Source organism: Catelliglobosispora koreensis DSM 44566 (genome assembly GCF_000379685.1).
Taxonomy (GTDB): Bacteria; Actinomycetota; Actinomycetes; order Mycobacteriales; family Micromonosporaceae; genus Catelliglobosispora; species Catelliglobosispora koreensis.
This window is the reverse complement of sequence record NZ_KB903283.1, coordinates 38,998-52,170: the sequence shown is the minus strand read 5'-3', so window position 1 is coordinate 52,170 and position 13,173 is coordinate 38,998. Positions and strand designations below refer to the sequence as shown.

13 protein-coding genes are annotated in these 13,173 nt (G+C 63.3%); 6 read left to right on the top strand and 7 right to left on the bottom strand.

The genetic code is table 11. The annotated features are described in order from the left end of the window. The first annotated feature begins 53 nt into the window (after positions 1-53). Both A3E1_RS0125905 and A3E1_RS0125900 read left to right on the top strand, forming a co-directional pair. Positions 54-698 carry a choice-of-anchor M domain-containing protein gene (locus A3E1_RS0125905; RefSeq protein ID WP_211215990.1) on the top strand — a complete coding sequence of 215 codons (645 nt, stop codon included), beginning with the start codon at positions 54-56 and terminating at the stop codon, positions 696-698. Positions 699-712: 14 nt separating this feature from the next. Next, positions 713-1,348 carry a choice-of-anchor M domain-containing protein gene (locus tag A3E1_RS0125900; protein WP_020523702.1) on the top strand — a complete coding sequence of 212 codons (636 nt, stop codon included), beginning with the start codon at positions 713-715 and terminating at the stop codon, positions 1,346-1,348. Between the two features lie 53 nt (positions 1,349-1,401). On the opposite strand, the gene A3E1_RS0125895 is transcribed toward A3E1_RS0125900, so the two are convergent. Then, on the bottom strand, positions 1,402-2,277 hold the full coding sequence (locus A3E1_RS0125895) for a phosphotransferase family protein (RefSeq protein ID WP_020523701.1): 876 nt from the start codon (positions 2,275-2,277) through the stop codon (positions 1,402-1,404). A 140-nt stretch (positions 2,278-2,417) separates the two neighbouring features. On the opposite strand from A3E1_RS0125895, the gene A3E1_RS0125890 reads away from it, so the two are divergent. The 4 genes from A3E1_RS0125890 (at position 2,418) to A3E1_RS0125875 (ending at position 6,850) form a co-directional block, all read left to right on the top strand. Continuing rightward, positions 2,418-3,710, top strand: a complete 1,293-nt coding sequence (locus tag A3E1_RS0125890) for an extracellular catalytic domain type 1 short-chain-length polyhydroxyalkanoate depolymerase (RefSeq protein WP_020523700.1) — start codon at positions 2,418-2,420, stop codon at positions 3,708-3,710. Between the two features lie 121 nt (positions 3,711-3,831). Then, positions 3,832-4,701, top strand: a complete 870-nt coding sequence (locus A3E1_RS45090) for an MEDS domain-containing protein (RefSeq protein WP_020523699.1) — start codon at positions 3,832-3,834, stop codon at positions 4,699-4,701. Further along, a complete protein-coding gene (locus tag A3E1_RS0125880) occupies positions 4,698-5,627 on the top strand; it encodes a sensor histidine kinase (protein WP_020523698.1) in 930 nt (309 codons plus the stop codon). Before A3E1_RS45090 ends, A3E1_RS0125880 begins: the two co-directional genes overlap by 4 nt. Positions 5,628-5,668: 41 nt before the next feature. Then, complete coding sequence (locus A3E1_RS0125875; RefSeq protein ID WP_026208849.1) at positions 5,669-6,850, top strand: zinc-dependent alcohol dehydrogenase; 1,182 nt, start codon at positions 5,669-5,671, stop codon at positions 6,848-6,850. Here A3E1_RS0125875 and A3E1_RS47390 read toward each other — a convergent pair. From A3E1_RS47390 to ngcE, 6 genes are all read right to left on the bottom strand, one after another. Beyond that, entirely contained in the window at positions 6,828-7,046 is a 219-nt protein-coding gene (locus tag A3E1_RS47390) for a DUF2188 domain-containing protein (protein WP_026208848.1), read from the bottom strand. The genes A3E1_RS0125875 and A3E1_RS47390 overlap by 23 nt on opposite strands. A gap of 229 nt (positions 7,047-7,275) precedes the next feature. Beyond that, a complete protein-coding gene (locus A3E1_RS0125865) occupies positions 7,276-7,542 on the bottom strand; it encodes a DUF6458 family protein (RefSeq protein ID WP_020523695.1) in 267 nt (88 codons plus the stop codon). A gap of 74 nt (positions 7,543-7,616) precedes the next feature. Beyond that, positions 7,617-9,884 (bottom strand): family 20 glycosylhydrolase, encoded by a 2,268-nt coding sequence (locus A3E1_RS0125860; protein ID WP_051105156.1) that lies wholly within the window; start codon positions 9,882-9,884, stop codon positions 7,617-7,619. Positions 9,885-9,961: 77 nt separating this feature from the next. Next, positions 9,962-10,813 carry a carbohydrate ABC transporter permease gene (locus A3E1_RS0125855; RefSeq protein ID WP_020523693.1) on the bottom strand — a complete coding sequence of 284 codons (852 nt, stop codon included), beginning with the start codon at positions 10,811-10,813 and terminating at the stop codon, positions 9,962-9,964. An 11-nt stretch (positions 10,814-10,824) separates the two neighbouring features. After that, positions 10,825-11,730 (bottom strand): carbohydrate ABC transporter permease, encoded by a 906-nt coding sequence (locus A3E1_RS0125850; RefSeq protein WP_020523692.1) that lies wholly within the window; start codon positions 11,728-11,730, stop codon positions 10,825-10,827. A 22-nt stretch (positions 11,731-11,752) separates the two neighbouring features. Next, entirely contained in the window at positions 11,753-13,084 is a 1,332-nt protein-coding gene (ngcE, locus tag A3E1_RS0125845) for an N-acetylglucosamine/diacetylchitobiose ABC transporter substrate-binding protein (protein WP_020523691.1), read from the bottom strand. Between the last annotated feature and the right edge of the window lie 89 nt (positions 13,085-13,173).

Sequence of the window (13,173 nt, the reverse complement as noted above, 5' to 3'; positions counted from 1 at the left end):
AAACTTTCCCTAGCCGGGGAGAGAACACCCTCTAGAAAGGACAATCTATGCGCTTGCGGACCAGAATCTTACTGACCGCAACGATCGCCAGCACCGTGGCCGTTGCCGGGGCATTGCCCGCCAACGCTTCCACGGCGAGCACCACCGTGCTGAGCCAGGGTCACGTTGACGTTCTCGATATCGCTTATGAGGACGGGGAACTGGCCGTGCACGTGCACGATGAAGTCACGGGTGAGCTTGACCCGTGCTCCGTCGTGCTAAAGGTGAAGCCTGAGGCGCGCACGACGGTGCCCGCGGATCCGGCCTACGCGTTCCTCGGTGCCGCAGGCGATCCCGTCTGGGTGCTGCCGCAGGTTGAAGATCCCAACCTTCTGTTCGCGGGACTTGCCACCGAAGAGATCGCCGCCGGGCAGCTCGCGGGCGACAGTGTCACAATTAAACTCACCTCCGTCTATGGGCCGGGTGACGTCAGCGTTTTCACGACCGACGAATTCGGCGCCCCCAGCATCATTTTCGACGAAGGCGACGGCCTTCCCGACACCCACAACCTGGCCGCCGGCGTGCACCAGCACGCTAACTGGGCTTTCGAAGCCGCGGGCTGGTACTGGCTGACGTTCAAGGTGACGGCGAAAGACGCGTTCACCGGCGCGCATCTCTCGTCGGGCCCGGTCACCATCCGCTTCCAAGTCGTGTCCTAGAAGGAGCAACCCTGATGAGGAAACTGATTCCCGCCGCCGCATTGGTGGCACTGATTGTTTTATCCGCGACACCCGCGCACGCGGCTGTCACTCTCAGCTCCGGGCACGCCGACGCCGTCGACGTGAACTGGTCCGCGAACACCTTCAGCGTCAAGGTTCTCGACGACACGGTGACACCGGCCGTCGAGGGCAATCCGGCCGACGTTATCTTCAGCGTGCCGTCCGGGGCGAAGACCACGGTGCCTTCCGGTGCCGCGTACGCGTTCCTGGGTAGCCCAGGCGATCCCGTCTGGGTTCTGCCGCAAAGCCAGAAGCCAGGTCTGCTGTGGCTGGGCTGGAACACCTCGGGGGTACCAAGTGGAGTGCTGCAAAGCAACAATCTGCAGCTGAAGCTGACCGCGGTGAGCGGCCCAGACGACTTCAGCCTCTACACCGTCGGCACGTTCGGCGCGGTGACAGTGCTTTTCGACAGCGGTAACGGGCTGCCCGACAGCCGGACCCTCAATGTGGCCGCCCACGGTCACGCGAACTGGGCGTTCGAAGCGGCTGGCACCTACACCCTCACGTTCGAAGTCACCGGAACACGCGCAACCGACGGCGCCACGGTGTCCTCCGGTGCCGTGAACTACACCTTCACCGTCACCAGCTAACCATGAGGGGCCGCCCGGATCTGTAGTGGAGACCCGGGCGGCCTCCCATCGTGTCAGCTTGGCGGCTGACTCCACTGAGCGAGAAGCGTATCGAGCAAATCGAGGCGCCGGGCCTGGAGGATGTCGAAGAGGTCTTCGATGCGGTTAGCCACCACCACCGCTTCCACATCGATCGGGCGGGTCGTGAGCATCTGGTAGTGCCCGGCCATGCGTTCGAGCAGATCGGCCGGCGCGTTGTCGAAGTAGCGGAAGTCAAACGCGGGCGGCCCCAGCCTGACCGAGCCAAAGTCCCACACCCCGGTCAGCTCACCCACAGGCTCAGCGAACACCAAGTTATCTGGCTGAAAGTCGTTGTGCAGCAACACTAGCGGCTCGTCAGGCTCACCGGCGACCCACATCGCGGCGAACTGGCCGACCAGGCCGTCAAGGCGATGGCGGTGCGCGGGCGGGAGCCAGCGCATCTCGCGAACGAGCAGATCGAGCTCGGCCTTGGGATCGAGCACGGCGATGTCCAGGCTCGCCGTTTCGGCCGGAGTCAGGCTGTCGTGCAGGGCGGCGAGGAAGCGCGCCAGCGAGCTCGCGAGCGCTTCGCGCTGAAATTCCGACACCAGCTGGTACTGAGCGGGGTCGAACGCGGCACCCTGAAGCTTGCGATAGGCGGCGAAACGGGTCTTCTTGCCGGTCCACTCCACCACCGGCACGGGCGTGAGGAGCCGGCCGTTAAGCAGGCCGAGAAGTTGTGTCTCCTGCTCGAAGTTGGACTCGTCGTCGAACGGGAAACGCAGCATCCAGCCGTCAGCGGTCTCCAGGATGACGTTGTCAGAGCCTTCGTGCCAGATCACCTGGGACAGATCCCAGGGACCGGCTTCTTCGGCGGCGGCGGCCAGCAACGATTCCGCGTCGAAGGCTTCAGCGAACGGGACGGGCATGCGGCAAGCATAGAACTTGCCAACGCTGACCGCTGGCAGTGATACTGCTCATTGTTTCAGGAGCCGGAAACGGTCGGGCGCCGGGCAGCCATCGATCTCATACCCGCGCATGCCTTTGTTCCGGAGGATCGATCACTCCTATGACAACCAGAATCAAACTCCTTGGCGCCGCTATGGCCGCCGCCATGACCGTCACGACAGCGCTGGTGCTCGCCACACCCGTGTCCGCGGCGACGCTCACCGAAATCACGGGCTTTGGCACCAACCCCACCAACCTTCGCATGCATCTTTACGTGCCAGACAGCGTGGCAGCGAGGCCCGCGGTCCTGGTCGCGGTGCATTACTGCAGCGGTTCCGGCCCGGCTTACTACTCCGGCACGCAATACGCGTCGCTGGCCGACCGGTACGGGTACATCGTCATCTATCCCTCCGTCACGCGCAGTTCGCTGTGCTGGGATGTGTCCTCGCCCGCGGCGTTGCGCCGTGGGGGCGGAAGCGACCCGGTGGGCATCATGTCGATGGTCAGTTACGTGCAGCAGCGCTACAACACCGACCCGGCCAAAGTTTTCGTCACGGGCACGTCGTCGGGCGCGATGATGACCAACGTTTTGCTGGGCATCTATCCAGACGTGTTCAAAGCGGGAGCCTCCTTCGCCGGTGTCCCGTTCGCGTGTTTCGCCACCACCAACGGATCTGAGTGGAACAGCGAGTGTTCCAACGGTCAGCTCCTCCGCACGCCGCAACAGTGGGGGGATCTGGTCCGCAACGCTTACCCCGGCTACACCGGGGCACGACCGCGGATGCAGATCTGGCACGGCACCAACGATGAGATTCTGCGTTACCCGAATTTCGGCGAGCAGGTCAAGCAGTGGACCAACGTGCACGGGCTGAGCCAGACACCGTCGTTCACGGATACTCCGCAATCGGGTTACACGCGCACGCGTTACGGCGGCACCGGTGGCATGGCACCCGTTGAGGCGATCAGCATGCAGGGCGTGTCACACAACCTTCCGGTCGATGCCGCTCAGGTGCTGAGGTTCTTCGGTCTGGACACCACGGTTCCCACGAGTTCGCCACCTTCCAGCCCACCACCGTCGAGCCCGCCTCCCACGGGCGGTGCGTGCCGTGTGGCGTACACGGTCAATGCCTGGAACACCGGGCTGACGAGCGCTATCACCATCACGAACACTGGCAGTGCCACGGTCAGCGGCTGGAGCCTGGTCTTCACGCTCCCCGGTGGGCAGGCCATCATCAACGGGTGGAACGCGACCTACGCGCCGTCCAGTGGCACGGTTTCCGCCCGCAATGTCTCCTATAACGCGACTATCGCCGCTAGTGGTTCGGTCAGCATCGGCTTCCAAGCCACCCATACCGGTGACAGCGGCAAGCCAGCATCGTTCACCCTCAACGGAATTGCTTGCGCCATCGCGTAATCGTCAATGGCAGGGCGCGCGACGGTGCGGCGCCCTGCCATCGTTTTGTCCTTTGTAGACAAATGTTTAGGCGCGGTGGGAGGGTGGGTAATCTAGAGGATCGGCAGAAAGGGGACCGCGTTTGTCTGGCCAGGAGGCGATCGACCGGCTCGAACTCGGCGACCACGTGTGCTGGGTGTTTGATGACGATCAGGCGGTCGTTGAGGTGACAGCGCGGTATGTCGCGGGCGGCTTGTCAGCGCGGCAGCGGGTGCTCTACTACACCCATGCATGGCTGCCCGAAGCTTTGATAGCCGGGTGGGAGGCGCTCGGCGTGCCAGCCGGTGCGGCGCTTCGCTCCGGCCAGCTGCAGATACGTGCTTCAGCGGAGACCTATTTGGACGGTGGCTGGTTCGATGCGCAGGCCACCATCGAGACTTGGCCGGCGCATGCGGAGCAAGCGGCCGCTGACGGCTGGGCAGGGCTGCGCGTCGCGGCTGACATGGCGTGGGCGACCCGGATCGGCGCCTTGGATCAGCCGCACGCTGACCGGCTGTTGTGGTACGAAGCCAATGTCAACAAGGTCTTCGCCCAAGGAAAAGTCGTGGGAGTCTGCCTCTATGACCGGCGCCTGTTCACCGCGGCGGAACTTTCCTCCGTCGCGTCAGCTCACCCTGCGACAGCGATTGGCCACCAGGAGAATGGCTGGGAGCCGCTGATGCGGATGCGCTACACCGATAGCCCCGCTGGGCTAAGGCTTTCCGGAGCGGCTGATGTGTCCAATCGCGACGCTTTGGCGGCCATGCTTGAGCGGCTGCCGGCCTCGGTCAACGATTGCGGCCCTTATGTGGTTGATGTGTCTCAGCTGTCCTTCACCGATGCGGCGACCGCGGCGATGCTGGCCGCTGTGACCAGCTCTTACGTCAGGTTAGACGGCGTATCGCCCGCTCTGCACCGGCTGCTGGATATCGTGACACCTGGCGGATGGCAGCAAGCGGAGGTGGCCTCATGAACGTTACGCGGCTGACTCATGACGCCTTGTTCTATGCCGATGACACGGAATTCACCGCGGCGCTAGGCCCGTTCATCCGTGATGGTTTAGCCAACGGTGACGCGCTCATCTGTGCCGTGACGCGGAGCAATATCGAAGTCCTGCAAGCACATCTGTGCGGTGATGCCGATCGCGTCACCTTCATTGACCGTGATGAGTGGTATCGCCGGCCGGCCGCCACGATCGCCGGATGGCAGCGGCTGCTGGGCGAGGCGACGGACGCGGGACACGGCTATGTCCGCATCGTTGGTGAGGTCGCGTTCGGCGCGGCTGACCGGCATCCCACGTGGACCCGCTACGAGTCGGCCCTCAATGAGCTATTCGCCGCCGCGCCAGCCTGGATTGTGTGCCCTTACGACACGCGCACCCTGGCGCCGCAGGTTCTTAGCGACGCGATGCGGACCCACGCTGGGGTGTTCGACCCGGTGCGGCGGCCGAGCGATGACTTCCAGCCAACGAGAGAGTTGTTTGCCCAGATCACCGAGACGTTGCCCGACGCCACGGGCGCCCTGGCCGTCGAAGTCGTCATTGACGACCTCACCGGTTTGCCGCCGGCCCGCCAGGCCGTCACCCGAGCCGCGGCTGCCACCGGCGCCGAACCTCAGCGCATCGAGGAGCTACAGCTCGTCGTGTCGGAACTGGCCGGCAACAGCCTGCGCCATGGGGCCGGCAAACGCCGTCTTCGCCTGTGGATCTCGGAGCATTCGTTCACGGGCGAGGTGACCGACGAAGGCGATGGTTTTGGCGATCCGCTCGCTGGATATTTAGCTCCGGGAACGGGAACAACCGGTGGCTGGGGCCTTTGGCTTAGTCAGCAGCTGTGCGATCAGCTCGCCATCGTCCGGGATAACGGCATCACCCGGGTGCGTTTTCGCATTGGCAGGTAGTGCAACGTTTTGCGGGTACGCCGCAAGGGCACAACGGTGACGTGAAAGCCGTGACGTGGCATGGAACCCGCGATGTGCGGGTGGAAGAAGTCCCGGACCCGACGATCATGCATCCGTCCGATGCGATCGTCAAGGTCACCTCCACCGGCATCTGCGGTTCTGACCTGCATTTATATGAGGTCATGGGCCCGTTCATGGATACCGGGGACATCCTTGGCCACGAAGCGATGGGCATCGTGGTGGAGACCGGTTCACAGACCGGCTCGCTCATGCCCGGTGACCGGGTCGTCGTGCCGTTCAACATCTGCTGCGGCACGTGTTTCATGTGCGCTCAGGGGCTGCAGTCGCAATGCGAAACCACCCAGGTGCGCCATGAAGGCAAGGGCGCGGCCTTGTTCGGCTATACGCGCCTTTATGGGTCTGTTCCTGGTGGGCAGGCTGAGTACCTGCGGGTCCCGCAAGCACATTACGGCCCGATCGTCGTGCCGCCCGGTGCACCCGACGACCGGTACATCTACCTGTCCGATGTGCTTCCCACGGCTTGGCAGGCGGTCGCTTACGCGGATCTGCCGCCTGAGGCGACCGTGCTCGTGCTGGGTCTAGGGCCGGTGGGGGACATGTGTGCCCGTGTCGCGCTGCATCGTGGTGCCAAACTGGTGATCGGGGTAGATCCGGTGCCGGAGCGCTGTCAGCGGGCGTATGCCCGTGGTGTCACCGTTTTGGACGACGACAGCCACGAAAGTGTCGTGTCCTTTGTGCTCGATGCGACCCACGGGCGCGGTGCCGACTGTGTCATTGACGCCGTTGGCATGGAGGCGCACGGGTCTCCGGTGGTCTGGGCCGCGCAGAAAGCGACCCGTGTGCTGCCCGATGCGCTGACCGCCAAGCTGATGCAAACCGTTGGGGTGGACCGTCTTGCGGCCTTCATGATCGCTATTGACGCGGTTCGCCGGGGTGGCACGATCTCGCTGACGGGCGTCTACGGCGGGATGGCTGATCCGCTGCCGATGATGGTGCTGTTCGACAAGCAGATCCAGCTGCGGATGGGACAGGCCAATGTGCGCCGCTGGACCGATGACATCATTCCGCTGCTGACCGGAGCCGATCCGCTGGGCGTTGACGATTTCGCCAGTCACCGCTTGCCGTTGTCGCAAGCGCCCGAGGCCTATGCCAAGTTCCAGGAAAAGCGCGATGGCTATATTAAGGTCCTGCTTCAGCCGTAGCGCTTTCGTAGATGAATTCGTCGCGGATCTTGCCATCGCGCCCGTGCACGACCAGCTGACTGGGCTGCTCTGATCTGGCGGCGGACCGCCCTGCCTCGATCGCGTCATCCTGGCGCTCATGTGCCGACAGACGATGGTCGTTGCGGCGCAGTTCCCACTTGCCCTCGTTAGGCATTACATCAAATCGTGTGCGCATGGGTGTTACCTGCCCAGTAACGTGCCTGCTCAAACGCCTTATGGGCAAAATAAGACACCCCGTCCCGGCAAACACGGGGGGATCCGCCGGGACGAGGTGCTGTTGGCAGCGTAACCGCTTTGGCGCCGCCGCGAAACCCCGGCGGCCCAATCTCGGCATGATTATCCACAATGGACAGTGAGAGGCCCGCTGGCGTAACGCCAGCGGGCCGGTTCATCGGGAGTGGAGGTTAAATGTCACGTTCCTCTTCGACACGGCGGTAGCCGGTGCCCCGTCCGGTGTACACCGGGTCGGAAGCCGGCACCCGCTGCTCGGTGACCGTGGTGGCACGCCGCCTCGGTCCCCAGATCAGCGTCGTGAAGACGAGGCCGATCACGCCGGCGGCCATCAGGATCCAGCCAACGACGTCGATATCGATGCCGCCGACGCTGAAGTCGAGGGCGAAGGTGAGAATCGCTCCGAGGGCGATCAGGAAAATGCTTGCGCCGATACCCATTACAACGCCTCCTAAGTGGCCGGGTCTGGTGCACTTCCTGCGGTACCCCTGGTGCGGTGAGGTAAACCTGCCTGTTAGTAGATCTCGAACTCCCAGAGTGAATAACCCCAGCTCGTGCCACGTGCTGTGCCATTCATGCGCACATAGCGCCCGCTGCCGGAAACGGCCACATCATCCACGCCACCGTCACCGGCGGCCGTGGAGTAGATGGTCGTCCAGTTCGTGCCGTCAGGCGAGGTTTGGATCTGGTAGGCCCGGCCGAAGGCCGCCTCCCAGCGCAACACCACGCGGCTAATCGACTGAGTGGAGCCGAGGTCTACGCGGATCCACGACGGGTCCACGTAAAGCGATGACCATCGCGTCGTTCCTGAACCGTCCACAGCGGACGAACCGGGGAAGTTCGCCGTCTCGGTTGACGACACGGCGACGGGCTTGTTCAGCGCCTTGTTCGGTGCGGTCGTACCGCCGTAGGCCTCAATCTCCCACAGGGAGTAACCCCATGACGTGCCGCGGGCGGTTCCGTACATGCGCAGGTAACGTCCGGTGCCGGTGATCGCGAGATCGTCGACGCCGCCGTCACCGGTCGTGGTGGTGTAAACCGTCGTCCAGTTGGTGGCGTCGTTGGACACCTGAATCTGGTACCCCCGGCCGAAGGCTGCTTCCCAGCGCAGCACGACCCGGTTCAAGGAGACGCTTGAGCCGAGGTCGACCTGAATCCACGAGGGATCGGTGTAGGCACTGGCCCAGCGCGATCCGTAGGAGCCGTCAACGGCGTTGGCGGCAGGGAACGCGGAGGTCTCGGTGGAGGAGGCGGTTACCGGCTTGCCGAGAGCCAGGTTGCCGGGCGGGGTGTCTGACGGCCAGCCTGGGGCGCGGCCCACCGCATCGGCGATCACCTGCCAAGAGGTATAGGTGGCAGCGGGTTTCGGCGATCCCCACGTTTGCTGGGCGAGCACCCGCAGCGTGTACTTGATGCCCCCGGCGATCTGGTCTTCAGTCTCGGCGTTGGGGTTGTCGCACCAGACGTGTACGCGGGAACCGGTGTTGCGGCTGGTGTTGTTGATGGTCGTGCCGCCCTGGAACAGGTTGGGCTGCCACGTTTCGTAAGCCCACGTGTTGTCCGGCTTGTCGCCACCGAGGACGTAATAGGTCGGGTCCCACGACTCGTTGGAGATCGTGTGCCCGCGGTCGAGCAGTTGCTGCGGCGTGAGGCCGTAGTTGTACCAGTACTCGACGTGGATGTTCGTGGCCGGGTTGATCGTGCCGTCGCCGGACTTGATGCCGTCGTTCCACATCCGCAGGGTCTTTCCGTTGGCACGCACCAAATCGTTGACCCAGTTGATGAAACCGTAGTACGAGTCCTTCGCCGTCGCGTTGGCGCCATAGTGCGCGCGAGCGTAGGTCAGCAGCTGCGGGTAGGCCGAGTAGTTGGTGACGTATTCGTCAGCGCCCATGTGCCAGTAGCGCGACGGGAATAGCGGCATGTATTCGGTGATGAGGTCCTGCACGAGGGTGTAGGCGCCGGCCTCGGACAGATCCAGGAAGTACGGATCGCGTTGCCCTGACTGGTTTTCCAGCTGAAGCTCAGGGTGCTGGGCCAGGATGGCGTTCATGTGCCCGGGCATGTCGATTTCCGGGATGACCTGCACGTGATACTGGTTGCCGAGCGCGACGAGCTCGGCGATCTGTGCCTTGGTGTAATGCTGTGCTGACACGGTTTCCGGGTGGGTGGTGCTTTGCACCCGGGAGCCGAACGTGTCGGACAGGTGGAAGTGGAAGACGTTGAGCTTGAGGTAGGACAGCTCTTTGATGTGCTTCTTGAGCCAGTCCACGGTGAAGAACTTGCGTCCTTGGTCGACCATCAGGCCGCGTTCGGGTTTGACCGGCCAGTCACGGGCGGTGCCGGCGGCGATGGTGTAGGACTGCTTGAGCAGTTGCAGCACGGTTCTGGTGCCGAAGAAGACGCCGGCTGAGGCGGAGCCCTGCAGGCGAATGGCGGTGCCGACCGTCATCGTGTATCCCTCGGCGGCGTCGCTGCCGCCCAGAGTGAGGAAGATGTCGCCGGTGGCCGGGGTCGCCAGCTGGGTCACGGAAATCGTGCGCCCAGCCAGTGCGCCCAGATCGGTGGCGAACGTGGCCGCGTCACCGTTCAATGCGGACGCGAAGGCCGGATCTACGACGATGCGGCTGCCCGAAGTGAAGGTGTACGTGCCGGATCCGGCGGTCCATTGCTGGATCGCGGGAACGGTTTGCGTGTTAGGGGCGGCGACGGCAGGTGCCTGCGGTAGCACAGCACATGCGGCCCCGGCGAGCGCTAACACTAGGACGCGGGAGAGCCTCATAGGGTCGCTCCAGGTAGGAGGTTGGTCTAGACCGGGCTAGACCAACACGGGACAGACAGGTTTGTCAATGGATCGACTTACTTCACCGCGCCTGCGGTCAGCCCAGACTGAATCTGGCGCTGGAAGAACGCATACACGGCGACCATCGGGATGATGGCGATGGTGAGAGCGGCGAACAGGGCCGCCCAGTCCGCTTCGTAACCAGCGGATGTGGAGATGTCGGCGATGCCTTGCGTGAGAACCCATTTCGACTCCGCGCCCTCGCCTTGCAGCAACGCCACCGGAAGCACGTATTGGTTCCACTGCCCGATGAGGTTGAAGATGGTGATGCTCACCAGACCGGGTTTCGCCATCGGCAGCATGACGCGGAAGAACAGCTTCGTGTGCGACGCGCCGTCAATCAGCGCCGCCTCGGCGACCGCGTTTGGCAGGGTCTTGAAAAACGCGGCCAGGAAGAAAATGGTGAACGGCAGCGAATAAGCGATGTAGACCAGGATGAGTCCCGTGTGCGTCCCCAAAAGCCCGGCCGCTTGCACCACAAGGTAAAGCGGAGTGAGCACGACGTAAACGGGAAAGGCGAGCCCGGCCACGAAGTAGTAGTAAATGGCGCGGTTGAACCGGAACTGATACCGGGCTAGCACATAGGCGGCCATCGAGCCCAGCAGCATGGTGCCAAAGGTCGATACGCCGACCACGATGACGCTGTTGAGGAAATAGGTGCCGATGTGCGCTTCCCGCCATGCCCGGCCAAAGGCGCCGAAGTCCCACGTGGCCGGTAAGGCGAACGGATTGCCCAAGAAGATTTCGGTATTGGATTTGAACGAGGCGATGAAGGTGAAAAGCAACGGGCCAATCACCATTAGCGCCCACATGGCGAGCATGACGTGCCCGGCCCCGGCGAGCAGCTTGACGTCTTTCTTCACTGACATAGCGCTGCCCTCTAATGTTCGAGTGTGTCGCGGCGGCCCGCCCGCAGGGCGAGGGCGGCGAACGTCACGGTCAGCAAGAACAAGGAAACCCCTAGCGCGGCGGCGTAGCCGTATTCGGATTCACGGATGCCCTGCTTGTAAATCAGCACAGGCAGCACACTCGTGTCGCCGTCAGGCCCGCCTTGCTCGATCGTCATCACCATGACCAAGGCGAAGGCGTCAAAGGCGAGGATTCCCAAGTAGACCCAGGCGACGCGGATCGTCTCCCACAGCAGGGGAATGGTGATGCGGAAGAACACCGTGACCCGGCTGGCGCCATCGATCACGGCCGCCTCATAGAGTTCGCCGGGAATGGAAGCCATGCCAGCCGAGAACAAGACGACATAGAAGCCAACGGCTTGCCAGATCAGCACGCCGAGGATGGACAGCATTCCCCACTCGGCCATGAACTGCACGGGCTCCACGTTGAGCCGGCCCAGAAGACTGTTGAGAATGCCGGACTGATCCGGGCCGTAGACGCGGCCGAAGATGACGCCGACGATGACGACCGCGAGCACCTGGGGCAAGAAGAACACCACGCGGTAGAACTTCGACCCCCAGACCCCTGTGGCGAGCCCGGAACGGGTGCCCCCGCCCATGTTCAGCAGGAAGCTGAACAGCAGGGCGAGGGCGATGGTGACGAGCGGGAGAGCGATCAGGAGCAGCAGATGGTGCTGAACCGCTTGCCAGACCTTGTCATCGGTCAGGATCTTCCCAAAGTTGTCCAGCCCGACGAAGGTGAACTCGGGCGAGAGCCCGCTCCAGTCCGTCAGGGAGATGCGTATCAGTTCGGCGATCGGGTAGGCGACGAAGATCGTGTAGAGCGCGATCGGTGTCACCAGAAATCCGACGACAAACGGGTTTCTGCCGTGCCGCATGAACCTCTCCAGCTCCGTTGTCCTACTTGGACTTCTTGACCTCGTCGGCAACTTTCTGCATGCGCTCACAGAACTTGTCGGCGGAGCCGCCCTGGAACATCAGCTCGTTGGTGGCGTTGCGGCACTCGTCGTCGAGCTTCTTGTACTGCACGTCGAAGCGGAAGCTGAAGATGTCCTGTCCCGCCGCCTTGAGCATCTTCGTGGCACTGGTCAGGCCGGGGGCGATGTCGAGTCCTTCGGCCGCACCGGAAACCACGGTCAGCGATTTGGTGAGTTCGGTGAACTTGCGCGCACCGTCCTTGGACAGCATGTGGCGCAGGTATTCCTTGCCACCGTTGACATTCTTGCCCTTCGACGGGACAAAGTAGATCTCGCCCGGAGCGGCATAGATCGCCGCGGCGGGCAGTTTGTCGCCGCTGTTGCCCGGCAACGGCATGACCTGATAATCGAAGCCGGCCGGAGTGTCTTTCGCCTGCTCGTTTTCCAGCCACGAGCCAGAGGGGTAGAAGCCAATCTTGGCCTGGTTCTGCTGCAGCTGAACCTCGGTGTGCTTGAGGCTCAGGTGAGACTTATCCGTGTACTTGGCACCGATTTGGCCCCACAGTTCGGCGGCCTGCTTCACCGCCGGTGCCTTCCAGGCGTTGTCGGCCAGGGTGTCGATGTTCTTGAGCACGTCGGCACCACCGATTTTCGCGGCGGTGGTCAGGATGACGGTGTATTGGTAGTAGGCGGCGTTGGCGCCAGCGTAGGCATAGGGCGTGATGCCCTTGGCGCGCATCTTGTCCAGCAGCGCGGTGAAATCAGCCCACGTTGATGGTGCGGTCCATCCGTTGTCCTTGAACAGTTTTCCGGAGTACCAGAGGCCGAACACGCTGAACGCGTAGTTGAGCAGATAGGGCTTGCCGTTGAAGGTGCCCTGCTCGATGGTGCCCGGCAGGAGGGTCTGCCCAACGGTCTTGCCCGCGATGTCCAATGAGGGCGCGGCGAACAGGTCGCTCAGGTCGGCCACCTGCCCGGCCTCGATGAGCTTGCCCTGGTCCATCAGCTTCGACCCGGCGTTGTTGACCATGTCTGGCGGCAGGTTGCTGGCGAACCGGGGCTGCAAGACCGTGGAGATCTCTTCGGCGGCCGAGTACTTGACGGTCGCCTTCGGGAACTTCTTTTTGTACGAGGGGATGTGGGCGTCAGTGGCGTACTTGGTGCCCAGGCCGCCATTGAAGATGACGACTTCCAGTTCGGCGTCTTCCTTGACGCCAAGCGGATTCTCGGGCGTCTTGTCGCCCTCGGCTTTGGGCTGTTGCTCACCAGCGGTGCCGACACAGGCCGACAGCAGGCCCGCTGCTGGAACAGCCATGAGACCGGCGGCCGCGGAACGCTGTAAAAGGGTGCGACGGGTTAGATCCTGGTCCAACTTACTCACTCCAAAGGGGAACGAGAGGCAGT

Bases quoted from the DNA above. Each gene is read 5' to 3' on its own strand.
- A3E1_RS0125895 (WP_020523701.1), bottom strand. From the start codon at position 2,277: ATGCCCGTCCCGTTCGCTGAAGCCTTCGACGCGGAATCGTTGCTGGCC.
- A3E1_RS0125900 (WP_020523702.1), top strand. From the start codon at position 713: ATGAGGAAACTGATTCCCGCCGCCGCATTGGTGGCACTGATTGTTTTA.
- A3E1_RS47390 (WP_026208848.1), bottom strand. From the start codon at position 7,046: ATGCGCACACGATTTGATGTAATGCCTAACGAGGGCAAGTGGGAACTG.
- A3E1_RS0125865 (WP_020523695.1), bottom strand. From the start codon at position 7,542: ATGGGTATCGGCGCAAGCATTTTCCTGATCGCCCTCGGAGCGATTCTC.
- ngcE (WP_020523691.1), bottom strand. From the start codon at position 13,084: ATGGCTGTTCCAGCAGCGGGCCTGCTGTCGGCCTGTGTCGGCACCGCT.
- A3E1_RS0125860 (WP_051105156.1), bottom strand. From the start codon at position 9,884: ATGAGGCTCTCCCGCGTCCTAGTGTTAGCGCTCGCCGGGGCCGCATGT.
- A3E1_RS0125890 (WP_020523700.1), top strand. From the start codon at position 2,418: ATGACAACCAGAATCAAACTCCTTGGCGCCGCTATGGCCGCCGCCATG.
- A3E1_RS0125855 (WP_020523693.1), bottom strand. From the start codon at position 10,813: ATGTCAGTGAAGAAAGACGTCAAGCTGCTCGCCGGGGCCGGGCACGTC.
- A3E1_RS0125880 (WP_020523698.1), top strand. From the start codon at position 4,698: ATGAACGTTACGCGGCTGACTCATGACGCCTTGTTCTATGCCGATGAC.
- A3E1_RS0125850 (WP_020523692.1), bottom strand. From the start codon at position 11,730: ATGCGGCACGGCAGAAACCCGTTTGTCGTCGGATTTCTGGTGACACCG.